Annotated in this window: 19 protein-coding genes; 5 read left to right on the top strand and 14 right to left on the bottom strand. The window is 50.9% G+C overall.

What is annotated here, in order from left to right; genetic code table 11:
- Window positions 1-324: 324 nt before the first annotated feature.
- A complete protein-coding gene (arcA, locus tag CR205_RS18325; RefSeq protein ID WP_110521610.1) occupies window positions 325-1,566 on the top strand; it encodes an arginine deiminase in 1,242 nt (413 codons plus the stop codon).
- Between the two features lie 155 nt (window positions 1,567-1,721).
- Here the strand turns inward: arcA and rocF are convergent, their stop codons facing one another.
- The 4 genes from rocF to pruA form a co-directional block, all read right to left on the bottom strand.
- Window positions 1,722-2,627: an arginase gene (rocF, locus tag CR205_RS18330; protein WP_110521611.1), complete on the bottom strand. Its 906-nt coding sequence runs from the start codon at window positions 2,625-2,627 to the stop codon at window positions 1,722-1,724.
- Window positions 2,628-2,957: 330 nt separating this feature from the next.
- Window positions 2,958-3,869 (bottom strand): proline dehydrogenase family protein, encoded by a 912-nt coding sequence (locus CR205_RS18335; RefSeq protein ID WP_110521612.1) that lies wholly within the window; start codon window positions 3,867-3,869, stop codon window positions 2,958-2,960.
- A gap of 295 nt (window positions 3,870-4,164) precedes the next feature.
- Window positions 4,165-5,358 (bottom strand): ornithine--oxo-acid transaminase, encoded by a 1,194-nt coding sequence (locus CR205_RS18340; RefSeq protein ID WP_110521613.1) that lies wholly within the window; start codon window positions 5,356-5,358, stop codon window positions 4,165-4,167.
- Between the two features lie 455 nt (window positions 5,359-5,813).
- Entirely contained in the window at window positions 5,814-7,364 is a 1,551-nt protein-coding gene (pruA, locus tag CR205_RS18345) for an L-glutamate gamma-semialdehyde dehydrogenase (protein WP_110521614.1), read from the bottom strand.
- Window positions 7,365-7,596: 232 nt separating this feature from the next.
- Between pruA and CR205_RS18350 the strand changes: the two genes are divergently transcribed.
- Window positions 7,597-9,027, top strand: a complete 1,431-nt coding sequence (locus CR205_RS18350; protein ID WP_110521615.1) for a sigma-54 interaction domain-containing protein — start codon at window positions 7,597-7,599, stop codon at window positions 9,025-9,027.
- A gap of 192 nt (window positions 9,028-9,219) precedes the next feature.
- On the opposite strand, the gene CR205_RS18355 is transcribed toward CR205_RS18350, so the two are convergent.
- The 4 genes from CR205_RS18355 to CR205_RS18370 form a co-directional block, all read right to left on the bottom strand.
- On the bottom strand, window positions 9,220-10,986 hold the full coding sequence (locus CR205_RS18355) for an ABC transporter ATP-binding protein (protein ID WP_110521616.1): 1,767 nt from the start codon (window positions 10,984-10,986) through the stop codon (window positions 9,220-9,222).
- Between the two features lie 240 nt (window positions 10,987-11,226).
- Entirely contained in the window at window positions 11,227-12,648 is a 1,422-nt protein-coding gene (locus tag CR205_RS18360; protein ID WP_110521617.1) for a hypothetical protein, read from the bottom strand.
- Entirely contained in the window at window positions 12,645-13,190 is a 546-nt protein-coding gene (gene sigX, locus CR205_RS18365) for an RNA polymerase sigma factor SigX (RefSeq protein WP_110521618.1), read from the bottom strand. Before sigX ends, CR205_RS18360 begins: the two co-directional genes overlap by 4 nt.
- Window positions 13,191-13,532: 342 nt before the next feature.
- The gene (locus CR205_RS18370) at window positions 13,533-14,273 is read right to left on the bottom strand and encodes a glycerophosphodiester phosphodiesterase (RefSeq protein ID WP_110521619.1); all 741 of its coding nucleotides are present in this window, start codon (window positions 14,271-14,273) and stop codon (window positions 13,533-13,535) included.
- Window positions 14,274-14,507: 234 nt separating this feature from the next.
- On the opposite strand from CR205_RS18370, the gene CR205_RS18375 reads away from it, so the two are divergent.
- Window positions 14,508-15,290: a GerMN domain-containing protein gene (locus CR205_RS18375; protein ID WP_110521620.1), complete on the top strand. Its 783-nt coding sequence runs from the start codon at window positions 14,508-14,510 to the stop codon at window positions 15,288-15,290.
- Between the two features lie 108 nt (window positions 15,291-15,398).
- Complete coding sequence (locus tag CR205_RS18380; RefSeq protein WP_110521813.1) at window positions 15,399-15,965, top strand: flavin reductase family protein; 567 nt, start codon at window positions 15,399-15,401, stop codon at window positions 15,963-15,965.
- 342 nt (window positions 15,966-16,307) lie between these two features.
- Here the strand turns inward: CR205_RS18380 and CR205_RS18385 are convergent, their stop codons facing one another.
- Together CR205_RS18385 and CR205_RS18390 are read right to left on the bottom strand one after the other, a co-directional pair.
- Window positions 16,308-18,443 (bottom strand): heavy metal translocating P-type ATPase, encoded by a 2,136-nt coding sequence (locus CR205_RS18385; RefSeq protein WP_110521621.1) that lies wholly within the window; start codon window positions 18,441-18,443, stop codon window positions 16,308-16,310.
- Window positions 18,440-18,811: an ArsR/SmtB family transcription factor gene (locus tag CR205_RS18390; RefSeq protein WP_110521622.1), complete on the bottom strand. Its 372-nt coding sequence runs from the start codon at window positions 18,809-18,811 to the stop codon at window positions 18,440-18,442. The genes CR205_RS18385 and CR205_RS18390 overlap by 4 nt, the downstream gene beginning before the upstream one ends.
- A gap of 174 nt (window positions 18,812-18,985) precedes the next feature.
- Here CR205_RS18390 and CR205_RS18395 point away from each other — a divergent pair, with 174 nt between their 5' ends.
- Window positions 18,986-19,618, top strand: coding sequence for a hypothetical protein (locus CR205_RS18395; protein ID WP_110521623.1), 633 nt, complete (start codon window positions 18,986-18,988; stop codon window positions 19,616-19,618).
- On the opposite strand, the gene CR205_RS18400 is transcribed toward CR205_RS18395, so the two are convergent.
- From CR205_RS18400 to argS, 4 genes are all read right to left on the bottom strand, one after another.
- Window positions 19,596-19,952 carry an AbrB/MazE/SpoVT family DNA-binding domain-containing protein gene (locus tag CR205_RS18400; RefSeq protein WP_110521624.1) on the bottom strand — a complete coding sequence of 119 codons (357 nt, stop codon included), beginning with the start codon at window positions 19,950-19,952 and terminating at the stop codon, window positions 19,596-19,598. The two genes, CR205_RS18395 and CR205_RS18400, sit on opposite strands and share 23 nt — an antisense overlap.
- A gap of 211 nt (window positions 19,953-20,163) precedes the next feature.
- Window positions 20,164-22,413 (bottom strand): heavy metal translocating P-type ATPase, encoded by a 2,250-nt coding sequence (locus tag CR205_RS18405; protein WP_110521625.1) that lies wholly within the window; start codon window positions 22,411-22,413, stop codon window positions 20,164-20,166.
- Window positions 22,414-22,566: 153 nt separating this feature from the next.
- Window positions 22,567-23,595 carry a F510_1955 family glycosylhydrolase gene (locus CR205_RS18410; protein WP_110521626.1) on the bottom strand — a complete coding sequence of 343 codons (1,029 nt, stop codon included), beginning with the start codon at window positions 23,593-23,595 and terminating at the stop codon, window positions 22,567-22,569.
- Between the two features lie 132 nt (window positions 23,596-23,727).
- A complete protein-coding gene (gene argS, locus CR205_RS18415) occupies window positions 23,728-25,407 on the bottom strand; it encodes an arginine--tRNA ligase (protein WP_110521627.1) in 1,680 nt (559 codons plus the stop codon).
- Window positions 25,408-25,544: the final 137 nt, after the last annotated feature.

Here is a 25,544-nt window from a genome sequence, read left to right on the forward strand (position 1 = left end):
CCCCTCCGCCCTCTCCCCCTCATAAAAAAAGGCTCTGTTAAAGCTCAATGTTGATATTTCTATCTTTTATTGAAGCGAACGCACGAAATTCCTGCGGGAACAGCGCCGGCTGAAGACCCCGCAGGGTGTTCTCCCCGAGGAGGCTGAAGCGGTGCCCGCGGTAAAGGAGCGCAGAGAGAGGAAATCAACAACAGACTTTAAACAGAGCCTAAAAAAAGAGAAGGTTTCACCTTCCAAATACAGGGTATTGGAAATAAAGTAAATTTTCTTTACCTGCTACATAAAAGTAGAATCAGAACAATAACTTTAAGGAGGCATATTCCTTTGACATACCCAGGGCCGCTTAATATACATTCGGAGATTGGCCGTCTGGAGAGCGTAATCGTCAAGCGCCCCGGATACGAAGTAGAGAATCTTACACCTGATACGTTAAAACATCTGCTTTTTGATGATATTCCATACCTGCCTGCTATTCAGCGGGAGCATGATGAGTTTACAGACCGGCTCCGGAAGCGGGGCACAGAAGTGCTTTATCTGGAAAAACTTCTGGCAGAAGCCCTCGACGATACGATTGTGCGCGAACAGTTTCTTGATCAGATGATCAGGGAGAGCCAGTCCAACATTCAATGCTCAAGCCAGACGCTGAAAGAATATCTTCGCTCTTTTGCCACGGAGGACTTCGTCGCAAAGGTCATGGGCGGCGTGCGCAAGTCGGAAATCGGCCCTGACCGGAAAACAAACCTGTACGAAATGATGGAAGATCATCATCCCTTTTACCTCGATCCCATGCCGAACCTTTATTTCACCAGGGATCCTTCCTGCGTAATCGGGACGGGAATCTCCATTAATACGATGGCTGAAGATGCTCGGAAACGGGAGTCTGTGTTTATGGACTATATCATCCGCTATCACCCGAGATTCAGAGATACAGACGTGCCAAGGTGGTACGACCGTTCTTCACACTTCCCCCTTGAAGGCGGCGATCAGCTCATCTTAAATGAACAGACGGTGGCTGTCGGAGTCAGTGCCCGCACCACACCACAGGCCATAGAGGAAATGGCACGCAATCTATTTGCCGGCAACCCATCCTTTACACAGGTGGTCGCAGTTGAGATCCCGAAATCCCGGGCATTTATGCATCTGGATACGGTGTTCACGATGGTGGACCGTGATCAGTTCTCTATTCACCCGGCCATTCATGGACCTGGCGGCGAAATGCGGATCTATATCATCCGCCCGGGCATGGAAAATGGAAAAGTGGAAATTGAAGAGCGGACCCACATTCTCGACACGCTTAAGGAAGTGCTCGGCCTTTCCGAAGTGGGACTAATTGAGTGCGGAGGTGGTGACGAAATTGCCGCAGCCCGGGAGCAGTGGAATGACGGCTCCAACACCCTGGCAATCTCACCAGGTGTCGTCGTCACTTATGACCGCAACTATGTTTCCAACCAGTGTCTCCGCGAGGCCGGCATTGAAGTAATAGAAATCCCCAGTTCAGAACTGTCACGGGGACGGGGCGGCCCACGCTGTATGAGCATGCCGCTCGTGCGTGCGGAGGTAAGATAAATCCCGCCTTTTGCTGCTTTTCCGCTGCAAGGTCAAGGCCTCAATTGATAAAAAGCCAACCACCCTCAGCCAACCTTCAATCGAGCACGCCAAAAAAACCGGGCGGCCTCCCATAAAGAGGAGCCGCCCGGCAAAAAAACTATTCATATTGTATATTATAGAAGTTTCTCGCCAAACAGAGAGCCGATCAGGCCAACCGCTGCTTCAGCTGTCTGATTTTTATCGTCAAGGATCGGGTTCACTTCTACGAACTCCGCACTTGTGATGATGTTACGCTCTGCAAGCATTTCCATCGCCAGGTGGGTTTCACGGTAGCTTGTCCCGCCGATAACCGGTGTACCGACACCAGGAGCATCGTGAGGATCAAGGGCGTCAAGATCGAGACTCAAGTGAACGCTGTCTGTGTTTTTGGACACATGGGCAATTGCCTCTTCCATCACCTTTGTCATTCCCATCCGGTCAATTTCGTGCATCGTAAAAACTTTAATTCCTTTTTCACGAATCAGCTCACGCTCCCCCTCATCCAGAGAACGGGCACCTACAAGGACTAGGTTTTCCGGCTTGATTTTCGGCGCATAGCTGCCGATTTCCGTCAATGACGGGTGGCCGATACCGAGGCTGACCGCAAGCGGCATGCCATGAATGTTACCGGACGGCGACGTATCGCCTGTGTTCAGGTCTCCGTGAGCGTCATACCAGATCACGCCCAGGTTGTCTGACTTGTTTGCCACCCCTGCAAGCGTCCCGATTGCAATACTATGATCGCCTCCAAGAATTAGCGGGAATTCACCGTCTCCAATCGACTTTGTAATTGTGTCGGATAGCGCCTGGTTCGCTTTTACCACTTCATTCAGATCCTTAAGGTTCCCCTCATCCACTACATCAAACTTGTCCGGCCGGCCGATCTCGATGTCACCGCGGTCGTGCACTTCATATCCGATTTTCTCAAGCCGCTCCACAACACCTGCATACCGGATCGCACTTGGTCCCATATCCACGCCACGTCTGCGCTGGCCAAGGTCCATCGGCACGCCGATAATTGAAATTCGTTTATTGTTCATATGACTCTGCACCTCACCTTTTTTGCTTTACATTAAGTATGTTACGAACTTTTCCCCTTAAAAAAACGATCATTCTGCTGCTCAGGAAAATGATCGTTCTTTATTACACCTTATATAGTATTACGAAAGTTCATACCTTCACGCAAACAGGATAAAGCGGGAAATAGACGGATCGCACCGCGCAGGAGCAGTCTATCTTGCTGAGCATGCGCAATCCGCCTGTATACCGCCGGATCCACCTGTTTGCTCCGGTTTGTGTAAGGGTTAATCGAGTATATTCTTCCATTAGTTTCGCAAAGCTCCGCTTACCGCCGCGAATTTCCAAGGGTATTATTTCGAGAAAAATCCCCGGAGAGCGAACGTCACGTTCTGAGGACGCTCGGCCAGCCGGCGCATAAAGTACCCGTACCAGTCCTCGCCGAACGGAATGTACACCCGCATCTTGTACCCTTCCGCCGCAATCTCCTTCTGAAGCTCAGAGCGGAAACCGTACAGCATCTGAAACTCAAACTGGTCTCTCGGTATATTATTCTCCTCGGCAAACTTTTTAACCTCGGCAATAATATTATGGTCGTGTGTTGCCACAGCCGCATAGCTGCCGCTCAGGAGGTGCGTCTTAATAATATTCATATAATTGCGGTCAATATCCTCGGTGCGCTGATGCGCAACCGTCGGTGACTCCTTATAGGCACCCTTGATCAGCCGCAGATTCACACCCTCAAGACTGCGCACATCTTTCTCGGCACGGAAAAGGTAGGCCTGAATGGCAGTTCCCACGTTATCATACTGCTTCCGGAGATCCGCCAGAAGGTCCAAAGTCGGCTGGAGGTGCGTATAATCCTCCATATCAATCCGGACAAAGTTATTGAACTTCTTCGCCGTTTCCAGAATTCTGACCATATTGTCACGGCACAGATTCACATCCACATCCAGTCCGAGCTGCGTAAGCTTAAGAGACAAGTTACAATTCACACCAGCCTCGTCCATCGCCTCGAGCGTACGGATACAATAATCCGCAGACTCAATCGCCTCTTCCCGGTTATATACAAACTCCCCAAGATGATCGACCGTACACACCAGCCCATCCTCGTTCAGTTTGGCCGCCGTTTCCATCGCCTCTCGGATCGATTCCCCGGCAATCACCTGCTTGGCACCAAGTTTCGGCCCCCACTTCGTTGCTCTGTTCTTAATAAACTGATTCTGTGAAAGAAACAGGAAGAAATTTCGTGTGATCATTTCCATTCTTGAACCTCCTTACCCTGCACGCTGTGCGCGCCTCGTTGTAATATCATATTGGCCGACCGCCCGATCAAACACGGCAGACGCCTGTGATGCCAATTATACCTCTACTCTTTCTTTTCACCTTTTCGGCTCAATCGAAACCCTTGCCGTAAGCGTTTACTTCCCTTTGTTAAAAAGGAGGAGGAAGAGATCAGTTCCTCCCCCCGGTGCACTGCTGTTTTCTTCAGAATGCCGCTGCCTCCGCGGCGGCCGGACCCGGCTTACGCCGAACGGCCGCACGCTCCGGTCAGGTTTACTATGCAGAAAGAACCTTCCTGATCCGCTCCAGCGCCCACTCAAGATCCTCTTCTGAGATCACCAGCGGCGGTGCAAACCGAATTACGTTCTCATGAGTTTCTTTACAGAGAAGACCAAGTTCCTTCAGTTCCTCGCAGTAAGATCGGGCTGGTTCAGTCAGTTCAACACCGATAAACAGTCCTTTCCCGCGCACTTCCCTGATTTTTGGGTTATCAATTTTCTTAAGCTCGCCCATAAAGTAGTTACCGAGTTTCAGTGAACGTTCCACCAGATTCTCTTCCTCGATTACTTCAAGAGATGCAACAGATACGGCACTTGCGAGCGGGTTTCCGCCGAAAGTGGAGCCGTGGGAGCCCGGCTCGAATACGCCGAGAACATCATCGTTGGCTGCTACCACACTGATAGGCATCACGCCGCCGCCAAGAGCTTTACCGAGAATGTACATGTCCGGTTCTACGTTCTCCCAGTCACAGGCGAACATTTTCCCGGTACGGGCAAGTCCTGCCTGGATTTCGTCGGCAACGTAAAGAACGTTGTTTTCCTTACAGATGTCGTACGCTTCTTTCAGGAAGCCTTCCGGCGGGATGTTGATGCCGGCTTCGCCCTGAATCGGTTCGAAAATAAACGCTGCCGTATTCGGGGTAATCGCTTCTTTCAGGGCCTGAGCATCGCCGTAAGGAATTACTTTAATGCCCGGAAGCATCGGACCGAAATCCGCTTTGTACTCATCGTTTGAAGAAAGGGAAACGGCAGTCATCGTACGGCCGTGGAAGTTTTCCTCGCACACGATAATTTCAGCCTGGTTCGATTCGACGCCTTTAACGCGGTAAGCCCAGCGGCGAACCGCTTTCACAGCTGTTTCCACAGCTTCGGCACCTGTGTTCATCGGCAGAATCATGTTTTTCTTCGTCAGGGATGTAACTTTTTCATAAAAACGGCCGAGCTGGTCGTTATGAAAGGCACGAGACGTGAGCGTGATCTGATCGGCCTGGTCTTTGAGTGCCTGAATGATTTTCGGGTGACGGTGCCCCTGGTTGAGAGCCGAGTAGGCACTCAGCATATCGATATAGCGGTTGCCTTCCGGATCTTCCACCCAGACACCTTCCGCTTTTGAGATCACAATCGGCAGCGGATGGTAGTTGCGTGCGCCGTACTTTTCCGTCAAACCGATAATTTCCTGTGTTTTACCCATTCGAATACCTCCTCTATAGCCTAAAAGGGGGGTGTCCCGGAAAAAAACAGATTTTCTGGACACCCCGGCCTTCCTTATTGATCTGAGGCTGATTGAGAGTCAGATCGCCTGCACTGCGGACAGGCCGGACGTTCCATCCGCCGCACCGTTATGCTTTTGCTTCTCTTTCTCTCGTTTCAGCATTCGTTCATCTAAAAAGTGTACTTCGCTTCACGACTTCCGATCGCTTTCCTCGGTGATGGCGGTGAGCCTCCAGGCTTCGCCTGTGGGGTCTCACTTTGCCCCTATTGCCGCAGGAGTCTCACTGCAGGTGTGAAGCTTCTCAGTATAAGTGCGCTACAGGCGGACGCTGGGCAATGCTTCAGCCTCCTTGGGAAAATCATCCTGCGGGGTCTTCAGCTATTGCTTTTCCCGCTGGAGTCGCCGCCTTCCGCTTCCTTATTTATCATGATTAATTAAAACTGGTCTGTAACTGTCTTCGGCTGCAGGAAGTGAAGCAGATAGTCTGGTCCGCCCGCTTTGGAGTCGGTTCCGGACATGTTGAATCCGCCAAACGGCTGGTAGCCTACGATAGCAGCAGTACAGCCGCGGTTAAAGTAAAGGTTTCCGACATGGAAGTCCTCACGAGCCTGCTCAAGGCGGGCGCGGTTGTTGGAAATGACGGCACCTGTAAGACCGTAGTCCGTGTTGTTGGCAATTTCAAGCGCATGGTCGAAGTCTTTAGCTTTTGTAAACGCCACTACAGGTCCGAAGATTTCTTCCTGCATCAGGCGTGCTTTCGGATCGACGTCTGCAACAATAGTTGGCTGAACGAAGTATCCTTCAGAAGCGTCCCCTTCGCCGCCAGTCATGAGGCGTCCTTCTTCTTTACCGATTTCAACGTACTTCATTACTTTGTCAAAGGCAGCTTTATCGTTTACAGGACCCATGAAGTTTGAGTTGTCGTTGAATGTGGCACCGACAGTAAGCTCTTTCGTTTTTTCAACAGAGCGCTCAAGCACTTCGTCGTAAACATCTTCATGAATGACCGCACGGGAACAGGCAGAACATTTCTGTCCTGAGAAACCGAAAGCGGACATAACAATGGCTTCTGCAGCAAGCTCAAGATCAGAGTCTTTGTCCACTACGATTGTATCTTTACCGCCCATTTCAGCGATAACGCGCTTCAGCCACTTCTGGCCTTCCTGTACTTTTGCTGCACGCTCGTAAATGCGTACTCCAACGTCACGGGAGCCTGTGAAGTTCACAAAGCGTGTGCGCGGATGATCTACCAGGAAGTCACCGATTTCAGAGCCGCTGCCCGGAATGTAGTTTACTACTCCAGCAGGCATGCCCGCTTCTTCGAGCACTTCCATAAATTTATATGCAATGACCGGAGTGGTACTTGCCGGTTTGAGAAGAATCGTGTTACCTGCCACCATTGGGCCGACTACTGTTCCTGCCATGATCGCGAATGCGAAGTTCCATGGGGAAATTGTGACACCAACGCCCAGCGGGATATATCTGAACTGGTTGTCTTCGATATCACGGGAGTTGATTGGCATACCGTCCTTCAGGCGAAGAATCTGGCGTGCATAATACTCGAGGAAGTCAATCGCTTCAGCTGTATCAGCATCTGCTTCCTTCCATGGCTTCCCGGCTTCGTACACAAGGTAAGCTGAAAATTCATGCTTACGTCGGCGAATCATAGCCGATGCACGGAACAGCACATTGGCGCGGGATTCGACTTTCCATTTTTTCCATGTTTCAAAGGTTTCGTCTGCAATCCGGTGTGCTTTTTCAGCATGCTCACGAGTTGCTTTTGAAACGTATCCGACAACTTCCTTGTGGTTGGCCGGGTTTTCGGAAACGAATTTGTCATCTGTCATGACGCGCTCGCCGCCAATAATTAACGGATATTCCTTGCCAAGTTCACCGCTGACAAGCTTCAGTGCTGCTTCCATCTCCTTGCGGTTTTCCTCAACTGTGAAATCCGTGAATGGTTCGTGTGTGTATGGTACTACCATGGATCAATCCACTCCTTTTAAAAAAGATTCAAACCTTTTAGGTTACGTTTAATTATAGTTGCAAGATTCGTGCCAAAACGAAAACCCTTACATGACTGACTGTTCAGTCTCCCAAAGCGCAAAATTATGTTGCACTGACAAAATATTTTGCACTTTTTGCGCAAAATGTGTTTGCGCTCTTAAAAGAGGGAAAGGTAAAATAAACATAGAAGTTTCGACGGAGAACGGAGGAATGAACGTGGCGGCAAAAGAGCGGATGCTACCTAAACTCGATCACATTTACCATCAGCTGCTCGATGCAGTGGATGCAGGTATACATATCGTGGACCATGAAGGTGTGTCCATCGTGTACAACCGGAAGATGAGTGAAATTGAAGATATGGACAAAGTCGACGTGATGCACAGAAAGATTATGGACATCTTTATGTTTGCAGGCGAAGAGGAAAGCCGGCTCATGCAGGCGCTTCGCAACGGGGATGTCCGGAAAAACGCGAAGCAGACATATTTCAATTATAAAGGTCAGGAAATTACGACGATTAACGATACGTTCCCCCTCCGCAGCGAAGGGGGCGACATTATCGGCGCCGTTGAAATCGCGAAGGATATTACCCGGCTGGAGCGGCTTACGCGCGAGAGCGCCCGTGAAAAACCGGATGCAAAGTATACGTTCGATCAGATCATCGGCCGGAGCGCCCCGTTTCTTGAAGTCATCGACAATGCGAAGCGGGCGACACGGACTACCTCCTCCGTCCTTATTACCGGTGAGACGGGAACTGGTAAAGAACTGTTTGCCCAGAGTATCCATAATGGCAGCGAGCGTTCTTCGAAACCATTTATAAGCCAGAACTGCGCAGCGCTTCCCGATACGCTCATTGAAAGCATTCTTTTCGGTACCGTTAAAGGGGCATTTACCGGAGCCTCTGAGCATCCGGGCCTGTTTGAGCAGGCTGACGGGGGCACGCTCATGCTGGATGAGATCAACTCTCTCAGCGCCCCCCTTCAGGCGAAACTGCTGCGGGCGATACAGGAAAAGACGATACGCCGGATCGGCGATACGAAAGACAGATCGGTGGATGTGCGGATTCTCGCCACGGTGAACGAGGACCCCCTCATTTCCATGGATAAAAACGACCTTCGGGAGGACCTATACTACCGGCTCAGCGTCGTCTCGATTGTCATTCCCCCGCTTCGAAAGCGGAAGGATGACCTGCCGAGACTTGTTGAACATTTTGTTGCCAAGTACAATCACCGCTTCCAGCTCGCTGTTCCCGGTGTTTCCCAAGGTGTGATGGAACTGTTCACCGAGTACGACTGGCCGGGAAATGTCCGTGAGCTCGAGCATATGGTTGAAGGCGCGATGAACCTGATTTCCTACGATGAGGAAATTGATTATTCACACCTTCCGCCCCATGTACGTCATAAATTCCCTCTGTACGCGACCTATTCCTTCACCCCTCCGGCTCCAGCAACGGGCCCGGTCCATGGTGAGAAAAGGCCAAATCGCACGCTTCAGTCATTTATGGAGGAAGCTGAGCGCGTGTATATTGAACAGATACTCGACCAGTGCGAGCACAATGTGACCCAGGCAGCCAAGGAACTGGGCATCAGCCGCCAAAGTCTGCAGTACCGGCTGAAGAAGTACGAGATAAAAAAGAACATCTAGACGAAAAACCGCCGCACCTGGAGATGATCGCTCAAATTCCAGGGCGGCGGTTTTTCATTAAAGGTTTTAGCTTAGCCTTTAAGGGTCTTAGGTTAGCTTTTAGGGGTTTTAGCTTAGCCTTTAGAGCTCTTACCTTAGCCTTTAGAGGTTTTAGCTTAACCTTTATAGCTCTTAACAGCAATCCCCCTCCTTTTACTCATTCCCCGCGGCAAACTGCTGGGTCGCAAGACGGCGGTACAATGTGTTCGTCTCCAGCAGCTCGCTGTGTGTGCCCATCCCGGTGACCCGGCCCTTTTCCATCACCACAATCTGATCGGCACCGAGCACCGTTGCAAGCCGGTGAGCGATGACGATGGTGGTCCGTCCTTCCATGACGTTATCAAGGGCCTCCTGGATCTTCCGTTCCGATTCGCTGTCAAGACTTGAGGTTGCCTCATCGAGCATCAGAATGGACGGGTTTCTAAGGATCGCTCGTGCAATCGCAACCCGCTGGCGCTGTCCACCGCTAAGCTTAATCCCGCGCTCTCCCACTTCCGTATCGTAGGCGTCAGGCAGTTCGCTCACAAATTCATGTACATTTGCAAGCCGGCCGGCTGATTCAAGTTCCTCATCTTTTACTTCCCTGTTGACCCCATAAGTGATATTTTCCCGGATGGAGCCGGCCATCAACGGGCTCTCCTGTGATACGTAACCGATCTGCTGCCGCCAGTCCCTGAGGTGAATAGAACGGACCGGGATGCCTCCCAGGGTAAACTCTCCTTCTGATGGCTCATAAAAGCGTTCAATCAGTGAAAACAGGGTTGTTTTGCCGCTTCCGCTCGGTCCGACAATGGCGGTAACCCGTTTTGCAGGCACGGTGAAATTCACACCCTTGAGGACAGGCTCTCCCTTTTCATAGCGGAAGGACACATCGCGAGCTGTAAGATCTCCGCGTCCGCTTTCGGATGGTCTTTCCCTGTCGTACTGTTCTTCATCCATGTCATAAAGGGTATTAATTCGTTCCGTAGCGCCCATTGCTTTCTGAACTTCAGCAAAAAAGGAAGCAAAGCGGCTTACAGGCACGATAATCATGAACAGATACAGAATAAATGCTACGAGCTGACCTGCGCTGATCGCCCCGGCTGCCACCCGGACACCACCGTAGCCGATGATGAAGACGAGTACACCCATCATCGCGAGGGAAATAAGCGGGTTGAGAACCGCAAATACCCGCGCTTCCTTAAGGCCGAAGCGGAAAAGGCCGTTTACCCGGTCATTTCCCGAGGCTGTTTCACGCTCCTCTGCACTGTATGCTTTTACGAGCCGGATTTCCGACAGCACTTGCGTAAGCACGGTTGTAAAACTGGCCATTTCCTTCTGAATCGATTTCGACACCCTGTACATTTTCCGGCCGAGTGGAATGATGATAAACAGCATAACCGGGACAACCGACAGCATAACGAGCGTCATCTGCCAGTCAAGCACGAGGAGGATCGCCACGGCCCCCACAATTGAAATCACGCCCGTGACAGCCGTAACGAGATGGCGGGTAATCAGGCCTTTCACGATGTTTGTATCGTTTGTGATCCGACTGATCGTCTCTCCTGTCCGGTTGGCATCGTAATAGGCGACAGGCAGGCGGAGCATCCGCTTCCACAGCTTGATTCTCAGTTCCCTTACGACATGTTCTCCCACATAAGTGAGCAGGTAAATGGAGAATCCAGTCGCAACGGCCTGCATGACAAACAGTCCTATAAACAGGAAAATAACACTGGTATCAAGGGCAGCGTCGGCAAGCTGATCGACCACAGTCTGCGTAAACAGTGGAATAACAAGACCCACACCGGTTTCGATCAGGCTCAGAAGGACCGCAAGAAATACGATCCATTTTGGCGGTTTTGTGTTTTTCACCATTTCCCAGAATGCGCGGAATGTCACTTTATCAGAATCGTTTCTATCTGTGTCGTTTTTCAGGGTCATGCCATTTCACATCCAATCGACATCATCATTTCCCGGGAAACACTCTTCGACGATGTGCAAAAGAGGCTGTCGTTCCTGGGTGGAACCGGGGGAATTTCCCGAATTGAATACGGGAAAATCAAACATTCGTCAGTTGTTTTCCCAGTATAGCAGGATTTTACAGCCAAAGTGAATTCCCGGCACTTTTCTCCAGCATAAATAACCCCTGACAGCCTATTCGCTGTCAGGGGTTAAATTCAATTAGTACATGACGTTGAACAACGGCTCCGGCCTTACCGGTTTGCCGATCACAACGACATTCGCATCGCCTTCGCCCCGGACTTCTTCTGCACCTTCTCCGTCAAAAATGACGAATTCCAGGTCAAAATCTGAAGCCGTGTAGATGATCGCACGAAGCATTCTGTACTGATCGACGTTTTCTTCTTCAAATGTGAGAGATTCATCGAAAGATACGGTTGCTCCACTGTCGTGAAGCTCTACTTCCTCGATCACTCCGTTGCCGTCATCTGGTTCTGCGGAAGGGAATGGTGTACGGAAAGAGGATTCTCCGCCTTCATCTTCATAGGAAGCCATCCATTCCAGAGCCTCTTCAAAGCTTTCAGCTGATTCATCGGAAGATGGTAATTGTGATGCGTGAACGAACAGTGTATCGTCTCCCGTATCAAACAGAAGGTATCCGTTCAGATTTGATTCTTCGCGTACGTGCCATTCAGACCCGTATTGGCCGAAGTCGAACGCTTCGCCCTCTCCTATTACAACTTCGATCCGGTCGTAGCCGAGAGAAGCAAACACTTCATCTAAAGCCTGACGGTACTGAATGGATTCATAGGAAGAAAGGCCAAGATAACGTTCTTCGTCCGTTTCGTCAAATGTCAGCTCGACGCTTCCATTCTCAGATAAAGCAATGCCGGTGAGTCCCGGGAGAACAAACCGGTTCTCATCTTCTTCTGAAGTGAGCTTTTCAAGAAGCCGTTCCTCGACCTCGTCTTCGGAATCGACTGTCTCATGTCTGAGGGCAATAACAGGCTCTTCATTGGCTGCTGTATACACGTAAGGGACCGGCACGGTAACCTGACTGTTCTCCGAATCAATCGACTCAAGTTCGGCTGTACGGATTTCTTCCTCAGTCCCATTTTCATCTTCGCCGTTTTCATCACCATTGCCACCGTTCCCGTTGCCGTTGTCGTCGGAAGCAACAGATTCATCTGTTTCCTCTTCTTCGTTTTCAGCGACCTCGACGCCGTTTTCTCCGTTGCCGTTTTCGTCATCCGAAGCAGTATAGGAATCGGCATCCTGTCCTCCTCCAGACTCTTCAGTTGTTTCCACTCCGCTGTCCTCTGCCATATCACCTGCCGGCGTTGACGCGGCATCATCGCCTGACGTGCTCTCCTCTGAAGAATCCAGGGTGAGCATCTGATCGCCATTGTTATTGGACAAGAGCGACGGAACGATGAGGACAATCAGGAACAGCGCGGCGGCGCTGGCCATTGCCGGATACAGCCATGGTGGTTTCTGCTTTTTCCTGCTTCTCAGCTGCGGCGGTTCTTCCTTGGCACGTTCTTCGATTTTAGCAAACAGGTCCTCTTTGGACTGCCTGTCTTTTATGGGAGGGAGGTCATGCAGTGTGTCCTCTATTTCACGTTCATCCCACTTTTTGGTCATCCTCTTCCCTCCTTTTCTGCCATTTCTGTTTCTGATCCAAGATGTTTTTTCAGCGTTTTTACCGCCCGGTGCTGCGTAGTTTTAACTTTACTTTCGGTCCAGTCGAGAACCGCAGCTGTCTCCTGAATCGACATTGACTGGATATAGCGTAGAATCAGCACTTGCTTCTGGTCGTCTGTACATTTTTCCATCATTCGGTACACGTGCTGAACATCGTCATTCTGTTCGACGATTTCGTCAGGGAGCGGTGAAGGATCTCTCATCTCAAACGCCCTCTCTGACAATTCGTACTGCTTTCCGAGCCATTTCCGTTTTTTTCGGTTCTGGCTTCGCATCCAGTCGATGGCGACATGCTTGGCAATGGAGTAGAGCCAGGTTTTCTCAGAGCTCTTCCCTTCAAAGCCTTTATATGAATGAAGTACTTTAATGTACACTTCCTGCACTAACTCTTCCGCTGTTTCACGGTTTCTTACCATATAAAACAGGTACTGGAACAGGGCCTGATGATAAGTTTCATACAGGCGTTCGAACTCCTCCCGCACAGTTTTCCCTCCCTGTCATTTAGATTTGTCGAGATCCGACTTGAATAGTTACATGATTTTTGACAATCCATATAATAATAATTTCTGATAAATGTCATTACTGCGTTGTAAATACCCAGACCCAGTAAAGAGATCCGCCGATAAAACCTAGAATAATGAGTAATACAGCCAATTTTATATTCTGTCTGCGCACGTGTCCTTCCCCTTCCGCCATAATCTGTCCGTTTATTATATCAGACGCACTCAACTGAATAACAGCTTAACACAGAGCAGCTGTAACAGGTGTTACCATTTCCTGAACAGTAAAAGAAGACCGTCCCCCGAAGGGATGGTCTTCTATCATCATGCCAGATCTTTTCTGATTTTTACAGCCAGACCGGGCTCGTCTGTCATCACGGCGGTCACGCCATTTTCCATAAAATAACCAAGCCACTGCGGGTCGTTAACAGTGTAAAGACGAAGGGCGAGGCCTCTGCCGAGTATCCTGGCTGCCATTTTTTCATCCACCATCGGATAATAAAGGTGGAGACCTTTAAACTTGTGGCCGAGTGCGTAATCCTCCGCGTCGATCAGACTTCCTCCGATCAGGGCCGCGCGCTCGGTCTGAGGATCGAGTCTTGCCAGCATTTCCATTGCCAGATGATCAAAGCTTGAATAGATTACCTGGCCGGACATTCCCGTCTGCCTGACGAGTCTCGCAACGGCGAGTGCAAGTTCATCCCTGTCCCAGGCCGGGCATTTCAGTTCAATATTAAGCCTAAGCGACGTCGGCCGAATCCACTCCAGCACCTCCTGGAGCGAAGGCACCCTCTCCGTTGAAAAGGACGAACCGAACCATGCTCCGGCGGAATACTGACGGATCATGGACAGGGTCTGTTCACGAACGAGACCGGTTCCTTCTGTAGTTCTTTCGAGCGTATGATCATGAATGACAGCCACCTGCCCATCTGCTGTGAGCTGCACGTCCAGTTCAATCCCGTCTGCCCCATCAGCCAGTGCTGCTCGAAAAGCAGCCAATGTATTTTCCGGACAGCGGGATGATGAACCCCGGTGGGCAAAAACATCCGATTGCTTCTTATTCATCTGCCCGTGCTCCTTTCGCTTTTTACTATATCTATTCTTCCTCTCTTCTCGTCTACCTCCATTTCTGTAGAACTTTCCTAGTTATTCATTAGCGAAAAACAGGTCCTTCGACACCGAACCCCCTCTTTCGACTCAAATTCAATGAAAATACTGCTAATGATGTAACGTTTTTCTTCTCCAGGCGTCTAACACGGAAACAATACAGAAAATAATTTTACGAAAGAAGGGGTCAAAATGAAAAAAGCAAAGTGGTTATTTGTTACGTTAAGCACTGCTCTTGTTTTGTCAGCATGCGGACAAGGCACGGACAGCGAAGAGGACGCTTCTGCCTCAGCGGAAGAAGCGGAAACTCAGGAAGAAACCGAAGACGACAGTGACGAAGAAGAGGCTGATGCGGACGAAGTGGAAGAAGCGGAAACGGACGATGAGCCTGTCAATGATGAAGAGGAAGAAGTAGAGGATGAGACAGCAGTAGATGATAAAACAGAAGAAGCTGAGGAAACGGAGGAATCCGACGAGAGTACAGAAGGTGAAGGTGCTGACAGCAGCGAAGGCGAAGGATCGGATGGCAGTGAAGGTGAAGAAGCAGTTGTTCTTGAAGGCGTCGACTATTACTTCAGTGACGATCAGATGATGGCCACCTACCGCGTGTCAACAGATCATACTGTCTCCCATGACGAAGAGGGAGCCAGAGAAGTGGTGCAAACGTGGGTGGATGGACCGGATCAGGGCGGACTTTACGGCCTGTTTGACGGATCTGACGTAACCGTTCAGTCTGTAACTTTTGACGGACAGACTGCCTATGTCTCTTTTTCAGCTGATATTTGGGAGCTGAATCTCGGCTCTTCCGGGGAACTGATGCTTTCTGAACAGCTGGCCATGCTCATGAGCCAGTTTGGATTCGATCAGACGCAGCTGCTTGTGGACGGCGAGGTGCCGGATTACTTTCACGGGCACCTGGATGTGAGCGAACCGTTTACTGCAGGCGATGCTTCCGATTATCAGGACTTCCAGTAGCATATTGAAATGCGCCGCGCTTCCAGTCCGGGAGCGCGGCTTATTCATGTAAACGGATGTGGTTTCATCTATAATAGAAACAGACTGAAACTGGAAAGGACGATTTTTATGCTCACCAGCACGCATCAGACTGTTATGCACAGCTATCCCGGGCTCGTTGCCCTCGTCACCGCCAAGTCGGGGGATACACAGAACATTATGGCTGCCGGATGGCATTCCTATATTTCCTTTACCCCTCCGATATACGGGGTTGCCGTTGCTGAGGAACGTTTTACCCATCACCTGATCAAAGCGTCAGGCAGTTTTGCCATTAATTTTGTCCCTGCAGAGTATGCCCGCTACATAGACGGTGCAGGTAAAGAAACGGGTGCAGACGGGGACAAATTCAAGCGTCTCGGCATCAGTTGGAAAAAAGGCGAAACGATCGATGCGCCGATCCTGACCGAGGCCTACGTTGCCTACGAGTGCAAAGTGATGGACATCAACCGCTACGGCGATCACGACTGGATCGTCGGCGAGATGACCCGCTTCCACCGGGATGAAGATGTTTTCGGGCCTGACCGGCTTCCGGACTTTGAAAAAGTGAATCTGCCTCTTTACCTCGGCCGCTCCAAGTACCTTGTGGCTGACCGCCATACCTCTGTAGTGGAGATGCCATATAAGCGGGAAAAGTAAAATAAGCTGACCTATAGAAGGGATTACCTTCCCTTTCAGGTCAGCTTGTTTTAAATTGTTACCTCGAAAATGATTAGCGGCAGCTTCGCTTCGCCCCGTCCGTTCGCTTTTCGCGGCGATGCCGGCAAGCCTCCATTGCCGCAGGAGTCTCACTGCCGTCGTGAGTCTCCGCATGTAACCAAATCCCTTTTCATTCGCCAGGGTCAGAATGTTTTTTGATGAATGATTTATATTGAAAAGATTGTTTTATATTACGCTGCAGGCGGACGCTTTCCGCTCCATAAATAAGTCTTCGAAAAGCTACTGGCTGAGCCGTAGATTCATTGTTTAATTGTTAATCTCTCATTTACCTTTTTTCGTCTTCAGCAGCCGCAGGCTGTTTAATGTTACAAGAAGTGTCGCTCCGATATCGGCAAATATAGCGATCCAGAGTGTCAGCAGTCCGAACGGGACGAGAAGAAGGGCGATCGCTTTAAGAGCCAGTGAAAATACGATATTCTGCTTGATTACAGCCATCGTTTTTCTGCTCAGACGGATCGTGTACGGCACTTTTTCAAGATCGTCCCCCATCAGGGAAATGTCCGCTGTTTCAAGCGCCACGTCGGTTCCGGAAAGTCCCATGGCAACCGAAGTATCTGCTGCGGCAAGAGCCGGGGCATCGTTCATCCCATCACCGGCCATGCCGGTCACATAACCCTGTTTTTTAAGGTCCGAGATGACGATCAGTTTATCCTCCGGAAGCAGGCGTGCTCTTACATCCTCAATACCCGCCTTTTCCCCGATCGCTCGTGCCGTCTCCGGATGGTCGCCTGTGAGCATCACAATTTTACGTATGCCAAGGGCCGTCAGTTCCCTCACGGCATCTGCTGCCCCCGGCTTCACTTCGTCGCGGAGCGCCAGAATTCCTGACAATCCGGAATCCGTCCCCACCAGCACAACGGTTTTCCCCTCCTGCTGCAGCCTGTGTATAATCTTTCGTGCCGCTTCAGAAAGAAGTTCGGGAGCGTGCTCCTCTACATAAATGTCACTGGCAGCAAAACACCGTTCTCCGTCTACAGCTCCCCGTACACCGGCGCCTGTCAGTGTTTCAAAATCCTCTGCATCACCAGCGACCGTCTGTTCTTTTTCAAAAAAGGAAGCAATGGCCTTCGCCAGAGGGTGGTTCGCATGACGTTCCAGACTGAATGCTGTCCTGGCAAGCCGTGCGTAATCGATTCCTTCTGCAGGGATCACATCAGTCACTTCCGGTGTTCCCCTGGTCAGTGTACCGGTCTTATCAAAGGCAAAAGCCGTGAGTCTGCCGGCCTGCTCCATATGAACACCGCCTTTGATCAGCACTCCCTGCCTGGCACTGTGCCCGATCGCTGTAACAATCGCAACCGGGGTGGAAATGACGAGGGCACACGGACAGCCGACAACGAGTGTGGCAAGACCAAGATAAACCCACTCATTCCACGGAAGACCGAAAAAGAGAGGCGGGACAGTGGCAATCAGAGCTGCGAAAATCACAATGGCCGGGGTATACACCCGAGCAAAACGGTCTACGAACTGCTGGGCCGGTGCTTTTTCCGACTGGGCCTTCTCCACAAGGTGGATAATGCCTGCAAGCGCGGTATCACGCTCCGTTTTCGTTACACGGACCTGAAGAATGCCTTCCTCGTTCATTGTTCCGGCAAAAACAGTGTCATCAGCCGTTTTCCCGGCAGGGATGCTTTCCCCTGTAATCGCCGCTTCGTTTACAGACGAAGCCCCTTTCTCCACCGTACCGTCCACAGGTATTTTTTCTCCCGGGCGGATAAGGACGAGATCGCCGGGCCTCACATCTGAGACGGGACGCACAATTTCCGTCCCATTTTCGAGCACCGTCGTTTCCCTCGGTGCAAGTTCGATGAGACTCCGGAGCGAACGGCGTGCTTTGTCCATTGAATACGTTTCAAGTGCTTCACTGAGAGCAAACAGGACAACAACGACAGCCGCTTCTCCCCACTCTCCGATCAGAGCCGCGCCGATAATCGCAATGGTCATGAGCGTTTTCATATCAAAACGCAGACGCACAAGGTTTTTTACACCCTGGAAAAAAAGAGCGTATCCCCCGAGGAGAATGGCAGCGACGAACAGGCTGATCGTCCAGGTGTTTTCCTCCCCGTTGTGGAACAGGCTGACCCAGCCGCCCGCTGTTAAGAGCGCTGCAGCTGCGACGCGCAGATTTTTCTTCTTCTGCCAGTACGGGGACTCATGAAAGTCTCCTTCCGAGCCGTCCTCGTATACGCGCAGATTTTCAAAAGCGCCGGCACGTTCAATTTCTTCCTGACCGGCTGCACCTTCAATACTCAGCTTCCCGGAAGCGAAATCAACTTCGGCGGAAATAACGCCGTCCAGCTTTCTGACGTTGTCCTCGAACTGTGCAGCACAGCTTGCACAGGTAAACCCTCTTACTCTGTAGGCTTTTTTTCTGTGTTCCTGTGCAGCTTCTGTCATCTGCTTTTGCCCTCCTGCTGATGCTCCATGGCCAGAGTGATCATATGCCGTACGTGGTCATCATCCAGACTGTAAAACACAAGCTTTCCTTCCTTACGGGACTTGGCCAGCCCTATTTTCGAAAGTTTCCGCAGATGGTGAGAAGCTGTGGCTGTTGATGAACCGAGAATCACAGCTACATCACAGACACAAAGTTCCTCTTCTATTGTAAGAGCCCACGCTGCCTTAAAACGGTTTTCATCCCCGAGCACTTTAAAAATTGCACTTGTGGCCCGGATCTCGTCCTGGTTCATACGTGTTGCGGCACGGGCGGTTTTCTGTTCGTCGTACGCATAGATTTCACAGGTATCTGTCTGTTCTTTCGTCATGAGACCACCTCCTGAAAATAATATTCAAATGTTTATTTGAATATACTTCAGGCGTCCGAATTAGTCAAACGTTCGTTTGAATGTAGTCTTTCATTCTATTTTTCCCTCCTGTTGAATATGTCAGTAACAGGACAGGCGTTAGGCTTTTATATTGCTTTTAAAGGAGAGATGCACATGGCAGGGTTTTCAGGTTTTTTGCTGCCTGCTGTTCTGTTTGCTCTTTTTACTGTGACTGCCGCCAAAAGAGATCAGGCTCTCACCCTGATGGAAAAAATGATGACCGTCATGGCTCTTTCCATGCTCGTGGGACTGTTAACAGGGCTGTTTGCCGGTGGTCTTTTTCACGAAAATTTTGCAGCGGGCCTTCTTTACGGCGTGTCCGGCGGGACACTTCTCGGAGTTCTTCTTGGTCTGCCGTTTAAGGGTATCGCTGTTGCAGAAGGGGCTTTCACAGGGGGAATGGCGGGAATGATGGGGGCGATGACCGCTGTCATGCTGCTTCCGGCTGCTTTGACTGCAGCCGTGCTGATTTCCCTTCTCCTGTTCAGTGGTGCCTGTTTATGGTCATGTCTTCTAATGATGAGCAGAGCCCCAGAGGGCGAGCCGTCAGAAAACAGAAAAAAAGCCAGCCCCGGCTTTACGCTGCCGTGGCTGACAGTATGCTGTGTCTATCTGCTGCTGGTTTTTACTTTCTTTCTGCTTTCTCCTCCTGTTTTCCAAACGGAACCAGGCGGGGGTCCCAGCGGCCATGAACACAGCTATGTTCCGGTTTCCCCGGCTGACGCTAGCCCCTGGTCACAGGCCTGAGCAGGAGTTCACAAAGCTGGCCGGGGTCTGAGCCTACATAAAGTTCGAATGTAGCGCCTGGCTTCAAGCCAAGCTGGTCTCGAATTTCCCTGGCCAGGTAGAAAGAGCCATTTTCGTTCAGGTGACTTTGAATATCGAGCGTCTCGTTAATGCTTTTTGATGAAACAAGAACCTGTTCATTGTCGACAACCAGGATGACTTTACTGTGTGCTTCAATTTCAAGCTGTTCCCGGAGTTTTTTTGGAATTGTTACGGAAAAAGCTTTATTCATCCTGCATACCAGGTTTGTATTGATCCATTCCTGCGCTGTCTGGGCACATGCGTTTGTTCCCACGGCCAACCCCTCCTTACCCGTCTCTTACCCGTTCAGGTATTCTTAAACCCCGGAGCGTATTAAAAATGTCAGGAAAAGAGATTTCCTCTACTTTCCTGACAGCCGGAAGAGGAAATCAATCTATTTTGAGTTACATGCGAATTTTTGGTTAGAGGTGTTAATTTTTGGTTAAAGGTCTTCTTTTCCCTTTAGGGCTCTTAGCTGTTTTCGCCTAAACTGTTTCTGTTTCCAATGTCTTAAATCGTTTCAGCCTCAGTGTGTTGAGCACGACAGAAACAGAGCTGAATGCCATCGCTGCCCCTGCAAGCATCGGATTGAGGAGGAGACCGAAAAAGGGATACAGGAGACCTGCGGCTACCGGGATGAGCACCACATTATAGCCAAACGCCCAGCCGAGGTTCTGCCAGATCATCCGCATGGTCGATTTAGACAGGCGAAGCGCTGTCACCACACTCATCATATCGCCCCGCATCAGGGTAATATTGGCCGTTTCCATCGCCACGTCTGTTCCTGTGCCGACAGCGATACTGATATCCGCCTGGGCGAGGGCCGGTGCATCGTTGATGCCGTCACCGACCATCGCCACCCGCCGGCCTTCGTCCTGAAGCCTTTTCACGTAGCCTGATTTGTCCTCCGGCAGCACTTCCGCTTCGAACCGGCTGATGCCGGCTTCTGCAGCAATAGCCGCTGCGGTCTGACGGTTGTCTCCCGTGAGCATAACCACTTCAATACCCATATCCTTCATCGCCTGCACCGAACGTGCCGTATCGGATTTGATCCGGTCTGCTACTGCTGTAATACCGGCAAGCTCACCGTCTGCTGCTACATACATCGGTGTTTTCCCTTCCATGGCAAGCGCTTCTGCCACCTCTGCCATATGGGAGATGCGGATTCCTCTTTCCCGCATCAGTTTCTCATTTCCTGCCAGGCAGTCTCGTCCATTCCAGCGGGCAGTAATGCCGTGTCCGGTGACAGAATTGAACGAATCCGGTTCAGTCAGGGTAAGTGAGCGCTCCTTCGCCCCTCTTACAATCGCCTCTCCGAGCGGGTGCTCGGAAGCCGTTTCAATGGAAGCTGCCATCACAAGAAGGCTTTCCTCCGTCCAGCCCTCCGCCGGTTTCACATCGGTAAGGGCGGGTTTCCCTTCTGTTATCGTCCCCGTTTTATCGAGCACAACCGTATCGACTTTATGTGCCTGCTCAAGACTGGACGCGTCTTTAATGAGTACGCCGTTATCGGCTCCTTTTTCCGTACCGACCATAATCGCTGTCGGCGTCGCCAGACCCAGCGCACACGGGCAGGCGATAATGAGAATAGCGATAAAAGTCGTAAGGGCAAAGATAAACGACGGGTCAGGACCAAACACGAGCCAGACGAGAAAGCTGAGGCTCGCAAGCGCCACCACTGCCGGCACAAAGTACGCGCTGATCACATCGACCATCCGCTGAATCGGTGCTTTTGAGCCCTGCGCCTCGTTCACCATCCGGATGATCTGCGAGAGCGTGGTGTCCTTGCCGACTTTCGATGCTTTGAAGGTAAAGCTGCCTGTTTTGTTAATCGTGGCGCCGATCACCTGATCATCCGCTTCTTTTGAGACAGGGATCGATTCACCGGTAAGCATCGATTCGTCTACCGAGGACGCCCCCTTTACAATCACACCGTCTACCGGAATCCGCTCTCCCGGGCGAACAATGATATGATCTCCTTCGATGACGTCATCGATCGGGATTTCCTGCTCTTCTCCGCCGCGGATGACGCGGGCGGTTTTTGCCTGCAGGTTCATAAGCTTTTTAATCGCAGTGGACGTTTCTCCTTTTGCCTTCGCCTCAAAATACCGACCGAGAAGAATAAGTGTTGTAATTACAGTAGTCACATCATAATAGAGCTGATAAGGGAACCCGACGCCTGTTAAGAAACCGGGAAAAAGGGTCATCGCACCTGAGTAAAACCAGGCCGACGTAGTCCCCATCGCCACGAGAACGTTCATATCTGCCGATTTGCTGCGAAGCACTTTGTAGCTGTTTTTATAAAAACGCCAGCCAGGAACAAGCTGCACATATGTGGTCAGGGCCAGGAGGAAAAACGGATTGGACATCCAGCCCGGCACCCACGCGCCCCAGTTGTGCATCATATGAGGAATGCTTCCAATCAGGACGATGGCGGTTACAACTGCTGCCATCGTAAAGTCGCGCATCAGCTTTTTAGATTCTGCTGCCTGCTTTTTGGACAAATCCTCGTCCTTCTCGTCGTTCAGCGGCTTTGCGCCAAATCCGATCTTTTCAACAGATGCAATGATTTCCTTGATCCGGTCGTCTGTTATGTCCCCTGTCACCTGAGCCTGATGGGTGGCAAGGTTCACGTTTACCGACTCTACACCTTCCACTTTCGAAATTTTCTTTTCGACTCTATTCACGCAGGATGCACAGTGCATCCCCTCGATCCCGAACCGCTGTTTGGCCATAGAAAGAACCTCCCGTACAATGTTAGTATCTCCAATATACCTTATGGGGGTATATATAGCAAGTGGCTGGCTGACTAGTTTAGATGACTATACATTGGCCACTGAGGAAATGCCTGTAAAAAAACACACAGCCCCGGGGGCCGTGTGCTTTCGTTAAGACTCATGCGCGTGCTGCTGCACGCCGCCTGCTTCAATGATCTGCGTCCATTCCGTGCCTCCATTACTGCTCAGGAAGCCGTCTCCCATAAAGGTTGTAACCGCAATTTCCTTTCGGTTTTCAGGATTTACCGCTATATACTGTATACCGTCCTGCTCACCGATGCCCGGCATATCGAGTTCGGTGAACTCATCCCCTTCCATTTGAATGAGCCGAACCTCGCCGTCCCACACTGCTGCGTAGACGTCTTCCTCGTGGAAAACTGCACTCATAACCGGAAGGTCGAGGGCAGTTTCATCAAACGTTTCACCGTAATCATCAGACCAGAAAAGGCCTTCAGACGTGCCGACAGCGAGTGTATCTTCTTCCAACGGATGAACCGCAATCACATAATCAGGGTGCCCGCCCTGATCGTAATTGCCTTCAGGCAGCCCGTCAGCAGCAGCTTTTTCCCACGTCTCTCCATCATCCAGCGTAACATACAGGCCGGCTTCATCCAGTCTGTCATTCGGCATCGGGTTGTAGGCGTAAATGGCGTTCGAATAATACCCCGCCCCTTTGACGTGAAAATCTGTCATCCCAAGCAGGTCGAGAGACTCGACTGTTCTGCCGCCATCGGTACTTTTCACAAGACCGATCGGATCCACATCAAAGCTGGATGCCTCGCCCGGGTGGCCGCTCGTATAAAACCCCGAATCAACAGCATTAAACCCCATGTAGTCATTACGCTCTTCGGCGGTTTCATACCACGCCCCGCCATCATAGACCGCCAGACCGTGGTGTGTCGCAACGTAAAGAAGTCCTTCATTACCTGCATACCCGAGACCGTGGATATGGGTTATCTCCAGTTCGTCATTCTGTATATAAAAGTCATCGTCTTTAAGACTGACCGGTTCCTGCGTGACCGCTCCTTCATCAGCAGCACTCTCCTGATCAGAGCCGGTTTCCGGTCTGTCCTCACCCTGACAGGCTGCGATCGCCGCTGCAAGGCCGAATGATATCCCTATCCATGCCGTTTTTTTCATCTGTTCTTTACCCCCTGATGGTATGTGATATTCATTTAAATGTAGTGTACAGCGGAGCCGGCATGCTTTCAAGACAGCATGTGTGACAGCTTTATTACACTTTTCTGCACTGCTGTCCCCCTGCAGTTTACGCTACATTTTATCCGGGGCCTTCACTCCGAGCAGTCGGAGCCCCTCTTTCAGCACATCCGTGACCGCTTTAACAAGGGAAAGTCTTGCGGGAAGGCGGTCGTCTGATTCAAGAATCCTTACTTTCCCGTAGTAGGAGTTAAATGCTGACGACAAAGAGAGCACGTATTTCGCAATGACAGAAGGCTCATACTGCGTCCAGGCACGTTCAACCGCATCGGGAAATGCAAGCAGTTCCTTTACTACAGCCCATTCCTCTTCGCCCTCGCCCGGGCTTGCGGGAGCAGGGTCCGCTTCCGCCCGTTCCAGGAGCGTCATGGCCCTTGCGTGAGTGTACTGCACGTAAGGCCCTGTTTCCCCTTCAAACGTGAGCATCTGCTCGAGGTTAAACTCCACACTGTTCATCCGCTCGTTTTTCAGATCGTGGAACACAACAGCCCCTGTTCCCACATCTGCCGCCACGGCATCCTTGTCCTCAAGGGACGGGTTCTTCTCTGCAATATTTTCTTCTGCACGGGTGATCGCATCTCTGAGCACATCTTCAAGAAGAACAATTTTCCCTTTTCGCGTGCTCATTTTTTTCCCGCCCTGTAAAATGAGCCCGAACGGGACGTGAACCATATCCCCGGTCCAGTCGTAACCCATCCGGCCGAGTACCTGTCTTACCTGGGAAAAGTGAAGCTGTTGCTCCGCTCCGACTACATATACGCATTTGTGAAAGTCGAACTGCTTTTTCCGGTAAATGGCCGCAGCCAGATCCCGTGTGGCATAAAGGGTGGTGCCATCCTTCTTTTTTATCAGGCACGGCGGTTCATCCGTTCCGGTCTCCACAACCATGGCCCCTTCGGATTCAACGAGAAGTCCCTTCTCTTCAAGATCAGCCACAACCGGCGCCATCTTATCATTGTAAAAGGATTCTCCCTGCACATGATCAAAGGTGATGCCCAGCAGTTCGTAGACTTTGTTAAATTCTTTGAGTGACTCTTCCTTAAACCACATCCAGAGCTTAACCGCTTCCACGTCCTGATCTTCGAGCTTCTTAAACCAGCCTCGCGCTTCGTCGTCCAGTCCGGGATCCTCCTTTACCTCTTCATGATAATGGACATAATACTTCATCAGCGTCGGGATCGGGTTTTTCCTGACTTCCGCCTCGGACCCCCAGCGGGTATAAGCACACATCAGCTTGCCGAACTGCGTGCCCCAGTCACCGAGGTGATTAATTTTAACTGCTTTATAACCGTTTTTTTCCGCCAGGTTGGCCAGGGAGCGGCCGATAATGGTGGACCGCAGATGCCCCATGGAAAACGGCTTGGCAATGTTTGGCGAGGAAAAATCAAATACAACGTTCTCCCCTGTGCGGATTTTATCTCCGTATTCCGCACCAAGCACACTCAGCTGGCTCAGTGCCTCAGCGTTCACAGCTTCCCGTTTAAAGAAGACGTTAACATAGGGACCTGCTGCTTCTGCTTTCTCAATCAGAGGATCGTTCATCTGCTCTGCCAGCGCTCCGGCAATTTTCTGCGGTGCTTCCTTTCTGACTGAAGCAAGGCGGAAACACGGGAATGCCAGATCTCCATGGGCTTCATGCTTCGGATGCTCGATCAGTTTCCCGATCTCCTCCTCACTCAGTTCTTCCTGGAGGATACGGTAGAGCGCATTTGTATAGACGGCTTTCAGGTTCATAGGGCCAGTCTCCTTTTTTATCATGTATTATTTCAGATCGGTGTGCCTGAAGCGGCACGGGGCCGCCGGGAAACAGAAAAATCCCGTCTCCATTCACAGAGACGGGATCTTTCCCGCGGTGCCACTCTATTTGCAAC

The organism is Alteribacter lacisalsi (assembly GCF_003226345.1).
In the GTDB taxonomy this organism is placed as follows: domain Bacteria; phylum Bacillota; class Bacilli; order Bacillales; family Salisediminibacteriaceae; genus Alteribacter; species Alteribacter lacisalsi.